Origin of the sequence: Buttiauxella sp., assembly GCF_035271705.1 — a bacterium.
In the GTDB taxonomy this organism is placed as follows: Bacteria; Pseudomonadota; Gammaproteobacteria; order Enterobacterales; family Enterobacteriaceae; genus Buttiauxella.
This window is the reverse complement of the sequence record NZ_DATERI010000076.1, coordinates 1-5,965: the sequence shown is the minus strand read 5'-3', so window position 1 is coordinate 5,965 and position 5,965 is coordinate 1. Positions and strand designations below refer to the sequence as shown.

6 protein-coding genes are annotated in these 5,965 nt (G+C 52.0%); 5 read left to right on the top strand and 1 reads right to left on the bottom strand.

What is annotated here, in order from left to right:
* Positions 1–137: 137 nt before the first annotated feature.
* Entirely contained in the window at positions 138–437 is a 300-nt protein-coding gene (locus VJY99_RS06595; RefSeq protein WP_324117266.1) for a DUF1889 family protein, read from the top strand.
* Between the two features lie 155 nt (positions 438–592).
* Here the strand turns inward: VJY99_RS06595 and VJY99_RS06590 are convergent, their stop codons facing one another.
* The gene (locus VJY99_RS06590) at positions 593–1,771 is read right to left on the bottom strand and encodes an aminotransferase class I/II-fold pyridoxal phosphate-dependent enzyme (protein ID WP_324117265.1); all 1,179 of its coding nucleotides are present in this window, start codon (positions 1,769–1,771) and stop codon (positions 593–595) included.
* A gap of 236 nt (positions 1,772–2,007) precedes the next feature.
* Between VJY99_RS06590 and VJY99_RS06585 the strand changes: the two genes are divergently transcribed.
* The 4 genes from VJY99_RS06585 to VJY99_RS06570 form a co-directional block, all read left to right on the top strand.
* Positions 2,008–2,814 carry a MetQ/NlpA family ABC transporter substrate-binding protein gene (locus VJY99_RS06585; protein WP_324117264.1) on the top strand — a complete coding sequence of 269 codons (807 nt, stop codon included), beginning with the start codon at positions 2,008–2,010 and terminating at the stop codon, positions 2,812–2,814.
* 21 nt (positions 2,815–2,835) lie between these two features.
* Positions 2,836–3,849, top strand: coding sequence for a methionine ABC transporter ATP-binding protein (locus VJY99_RS06580; RefSeq protein ID WP_324117263.1), 1,014 nt, complete (start codon positions 2,836–2,838; stop codon positions 3,847–3,849).
* Positions 3,842–4,510, top strand: coding sequence for a methionine ABC transporter permease (locus VJY99_RS06575; protein WP_324117262.1), 669 nt, complete (start codon positions 3,842–3,844; stop codon positions 4,508–4,510). Before VJY99_RS06580 ends, VJY99_RS06575 begins: the two co-directional genes overlap by 8 nt.
* A 27-nt stretch (positions 4,511–4,537) precedes the next feature.
* Positions 4,538–5,965, top strand: a 1,428-nt coding sequence (locus tag VJY99_RS06570) for a molybdopterin-dependent oxidoreductase (protein WP_324117261.1), incomplete at its 3' end; no start/stop codon positions are given.

The window sequence follows — 5,965 nt, the reverse complement described above, 5'->3', positions numbered from 1 at the left end:
CGCACCAGTGGATCAGGAAAAAACCGCCCCGATGAAGGAAAAATGAAATAAATGTGATGTGCATCTTTGATATCACAATTAATTTTAGTCCATATTATAGTCTTGTTTATTGCGTGGTTAATTTTAAGGACAAGAGTATGCCAACAGTAATTGATAAAGCACTGGACTACATTGGCGCGATGAATACATCAGTGCCAGCGCCACAGCCCATGGATGAAAGTACAGCTAAGGGAATGTTTAAGTATTTAAAGGATTTAGGGGTACCGGCTAGCGCAGCCGATGTTACTGCACGAGGTAGCCAGGAGGGATGGAATACCGAGTTCACGAAAAAAGTGGCCGGATGGGCGACTAAAATTGAGTCCGCAGACCGTGTTGTGATTAAAAATCCTGAATACTTTACTGCATATATGCGGGAACAGCTCCGGGCGCTAGTGTGAGTTGACCATTCGCAAACAGATTAATCTATCCGGACGCTTTCCCCTTCTTTAAACTGGCACTGTTTTCAAGGAGGAGGTCGAGTTTCCTCGGCCTCCTCTCTTAGTCGATACGGTTTCTATTCACCGCCGCTCGCGGCTTTTGGGCAGCTAGAAAATCACGCAAACAACCGCAGCGCCGCAATACGTTCCAGCGCGGTCTTCAGCGCGGCGTCGTCGGTCGTCAGGCTGATACGAATATACCCTTCCCCCCCAGCGCCAAACCCTGTACCAGGAGCCACCAAAACGTGCGCGTCTTTCAATAAACGCTCGGCAAACTGCTGGGTGCTGTCCGTTGCCGGAACGGGCAGCCAGAGGAAGAACGTCCCCTGTTCAGTGCTGATGGGCCAGCGCATTTCTGCCAGGGTTTTCAATACCCATTCACGGCGTTGATGATAAACAGCGACCTGTTGCTGCATACGATCGAAAGGTAGCGACAGCGCAGTGATGGCCGCGTCCTGTACCGCACCAAAGACAGTGCTGTAACTGTGAGTATGCAATTTTTTGAATGCGCGAATAATCGACGCATTCCCGACCGCGAAGCCAAAACGCCAGCCAGCCATGCGGAAGGTTTTGGACAAGGTGTAAGTTTCAATCCCCCACTCTTTGCCACCCGGCCTTGCCAACAGGCTGACTGGCGCGTCTTCGGCGTGGCGACCAATCGCCGCATAGGCAAAATCATGCAGTACCGGCGTGTTGTAGCGCCTGGCGAAATCCAATGCCGCATCGAACAGTTCCGCTGTCGCCATTGCCCCGGTGGGGTTGTGCGGATAATTGAGCATCAGCAGCCCGCTCTTCTGGGCTATTTCGTCCGGCACACGGGAAAAATCCGGCAGAAAGTTATCTTCTTCTTTAAGCGCAATGCCGTAAAACTGTGCCTGCGCCTGAATGGCGGCTGAGCGATAAATGGGGTAGCACGGATCCGTGGAGATAATGTATTGCCCGGAGTTAACGATTGCGCGAGGAATGCCGCTGACGCCAATGTGCGAGCCCTGAAACACCGCGACTTCCGTTTCGGGATCCAGTTCGACGCCATAATGACGCTGGTAAAAATCGGCAATCGCCTGGCGTACCTGAGGTTTGCCCCAGAAAGACGGGTAATCATGGTTGACCGGATTGGCCGCTGCGGTTTGCAGAGTATCAATAATTTCAGGTGCAGTGGGCTGTCGCGGGCTGCCACTTGAAAGGTCAATCAACGGTAATTCAGGTGTATCAAACTCTCTGGCTTGCTTTTCCAGTACGCTGAACAGGTTTTCTTCAAGATGATTAATCAATTGCGATGCGGCAAAATCAGGCATGGTATTCCCGGATATATTCAGATTTGTTTTCAATATGGCATAAGCACACAGTGCTTTATATTGTTTGTCTGCCTTGCGTAAAGAATAAAATTCGCTATCTATTTGCGTTTTTTGAATATGCATTTTTCATGTTTCGTTATGCTAAAAAAGCAAAATGAAAGCCTGCTATTTCGCTTACAACCTCGGTAGTGCTGTGATTAAATCAATTTCACTTGAAATCTTTTAGGAAATTATCGATGAAAAAGCCGATTTATCTGGGTGTGATCCTCGCATTATTATCAACATCTACTTTTCTGGCAAACGCGCAGGATAAAATAATTCGCGTCGGATTTAATCCAGGCCCTTATAAAGAACAATTCGAAAAAGGTGTCGCACCGTATCTGATTAAAAAAGGATACCAAGTCGAATATAAAGATTTCAGTGACGGAATTCAGATTAACGATGCTGTCGCACGCGGCAATATCGAAGCCAATATTATGCAGCATCCGGTTTACCTGAAATCGGTCAACGAGCGTCTGGGTATCGAAAACACCGGTATTGTGCAGGTGCCAACGCCGCCGATGGGGTTGTATTCTGAGAAGATTAAACAACTCGAGAAACCCACGGAAGGCACTACCGTTTCCGTGCCCAATCAGGCGTCCAATGAATACCGCGCCGCACTGGTGCTGCAAAGCCTCGGTTGGATAAAGATCGACCCGAAAAGTGACCCGGCGACATTCTCACAACGTAACATCACCGAAAACCCGTACAAAATAGTGCTCAAAGAAATGGACAATGCCCAGCAGGTTCGCGCATTGCCAGACGTCGATTACGGCTTAATTCAGGGTAATTTCGCGGTATCCAACGGTATTAAACTTGCGTCAGCGCTTAAACTTGAAGATCCCACCAGCAACTTTATTAATGTCGTCACCGTTTCGGGTAAAAATAAAGACGCACAATTCTCAAAAGATATTATCGATGGCTACCATTCGGCGGAGTTCAAACAGTATATTGCCAGTAACGCACAATACAGTGGTTATTTGCTGCCTGATTATTTGAAATAATATTTGTCGATGAGTGATGTAATGATTGAGTTTCGCAACGTTAGCAAAACATTTTCCCGAAAAGGGCGCGATATTGTCGCTCTGGATGGCATTAATTTACGTGTGGATAAAGGCGATATATTCGGGATTATTGGTTACAGCGGTGCAGGGAAAAGTACGTTACTGCGCTTAATTAATCGTCTCGAATCCCCAAGTCAGGGTGAAGTGGTGATTAATGGCGAGTCGCTACAGAATGTGAGTGGCAAGCGACTCAATGCCGTGAAAAAAGATATCGGCATGATTTTTCAAAATTTCAATCTGCTCAATTCGAAAACTGTTTTTCATAACATTGCGATCCCACTCATTCTGCAAGGCCGCGATAAAGCGTTTATTCAGGCACGAGTTACCGAACTGCTCGAGTTCGTGAGCCTGAGCGATAAAGTCCACAGTTACCCGAACGAGTTGTCCGGCGGGCAAAAGCAGCGCGTGGGCATTGCCCGTGCGCTGGCAACCAACCCGTCCATTTTACTGTGTGACGAGGCCACCTCCGCGCTGGACCCGCACACCACGGTGCAAATTCTGTTGTTGCTCGCGGAAATCAACCGCCGCTACGGCATCACGATTGTGCTGATTACCCACGAGATGTCGGTCATCCAAAAAATCTGCAATAAAGTGGCGGTGATGGAGCACGGCAAAGTGGTGGAACAGGGCGACATTTTAAGCCTGTTTGGTGCGCCAAAACACCAGGTGACGGCGAACTTTGTGCAGTCGGTTATCCACGACTCACTGCCAGAACGGGTGAGCGAATTGTTGCAGCGAGATGCCCGTGCGCAGGCATTGCGACTGGAGTTTGTCGGCATTACCGCACAACAACCGATCATCAATCGCGTGATCAAAGACTATGACATCGAGGTCAATATCCTCTTTGCCAGTATGTCCGAAGTGCAGAACACGATCCTCGGATTCATGATTGTGCAGATCCTCGGCGAGACCGCACAAACCGAGGCCGCAGTGGGCGTACTTCGCGACGCAGGAGTGAAAATCACCCATGTTTGAATTTATCGACACCGCCGTCACTGGCGATCAATTTCTGCTGGCGCTGCATGACACCTTGGTGATGATCAGCGTCGCGCTCGCGTTTGGCTCGCTCATTGGCATTCCGCTTGGCATCGTGCTGGTGGTTTGCCGCCCCGGAGGTATCGCGCCTGGAAGTACTGTGCACCAGTTGCTGAACCCGCTCATCAATGTGCTGCGCTCGCTGCCGTTTATCATTTTGCTGATCACTATTTTGCCGCTCACTCGTCTGCTGGTGGGAACGACCATCGGTACAGCCGGTGCGATTGTGCCGCTGATTGTGTTTATCGCACCGTATATTTCCCGCTTGGTGGAAAGCTCCCTGCTGGAAGTGGACGATGGGATTCTTGAAGCCGCCGACGCCATGGGCGCAACCACCTTGCAGACCATATGGCACTTTATGCTGCCGGAAGCGGCCTCCTCACTGGTTCTGGCGTTGACCACTGCCACCATTGGCCTACTTGGCGCGACGGCGATGGCCGGTACGGTTGGTGGCGGCGGGATTGGTGACCTGGCAATAACCTACGGTTACCAACGCTTTGATGTCTTTGCCACGTTGATCACAGCCCTGGTCCTCATTGTTATTGTTCAACTTATTCAAACCATTGGCACCCGTTTTTCTCGCCGTATTCGCCGCGAGTGACGTCACCGACGGCAGGAGGATGCACTGATGAACAAAAAACCTCAACAGCAGGATCATGATTTGGCGGTGATGCACTGGGGAACCTACCGCGTCACCACCGACAACGGCGTGCTGACTCACGTCAGTCCGGTGGAGTGGGATCGTAATCCCTCAAAAATCGGCCAGTCGTTACCCGGTGCGGTGCAAGGGGCTTCGCGTGTGCGACGCCCGGCGGTGCGCCTTGGTTATTTGCAAAACGGTGCGGCATCACGCGATGGACGCGGGCGCGAACCGTTTGTGGAAGTGAGCTGGGAAACCGCGCTGTCGCTGGTATCCGGTGAGCTGGCGCGGGTGAAAAGCGAACACGGTAATAAAGCGATTTACGGCGGCTCTTACGGTTGGTCCAGTGCGGGCCGTTTTCATCACGCCCAGAGCCAATTACACCGCTTTCTGAATCTTTATGGTGGCTACAGCGCCAGCACCAATACCTACAGCATTGCCGCTGGTGAGCGCATTTTGCCGCACATTTTAGGCGAGCTGGATACTTTACAGCGTCAACACACCCACTGGTCGGTGCTGGCGGAACACTGCGAATTGTTTGTCGCCATCGGCGGGTTGCCGCTGCGCAACGCGCAGGTGAACGGCGGCGGCGCGAATGATCACGCACTGCAACACTGGCTGCATACCCTGCGGGGCAACGGCACACGCTTTATTAATATCAGCCCGGTGAAGAACGATCTCTCGGCGGTGGACGATGCACAGTGGCTGGCGATTAAACCCGGCACCGATACCGCGCTGCTGCTGGCGGTAAGCCAGGTGCTGATCGACGAAGATCTGTATCAACGGGATTTCGTCACCCGCCACACCGTTGGCTTTGAGCAATACCGCGCCTACCTGTTCGGGCAGCACGACGGTATCGTCAAAAACCCGGAATGGGCGGCTGAAATAACCGGTCTGCCGGCAAGCCGTATTCGCGCACTGGCCCAGGAGATGGCACGGCACAACACCATGATCAATATTGCCTGGTCTGTACAACGTGCACATCAGGGCGAGCAGGCTTTCTGGGCCACGATCGCCACCTGCGCGTTGCTCGGGCAAATCGGTACACCCGGTGGTGGGCTGGCGTTTGGTTACGCATCAACCAATCTGGCAGGAGCCGATCGCCGGGTGTTTTCTGGGCCGCGTCTGTCAGCAGGTATTAACGCCGTCCCCCATCGCATCCCGGTGGCGCGTATCGCTGACATGCTGTTGCAGCCCGGCGAGCCATTTGAATTCGATGGTCAACACCTGCACTACCCGGATATTCGCCTCGTCTACTGGGCGGGGGGCAACGTTTTTCATCATCACCAGGATCTGAACAAGCTGACCCGTGCCTGGCGTCGCCCGGAAACGGTGATCGTGCATGAGCAATACTGGACAGCGCAGGCAAAGTTTGCCGATATTGTGCTGCCCGCTACCACCTCGCTTGAACGTAAT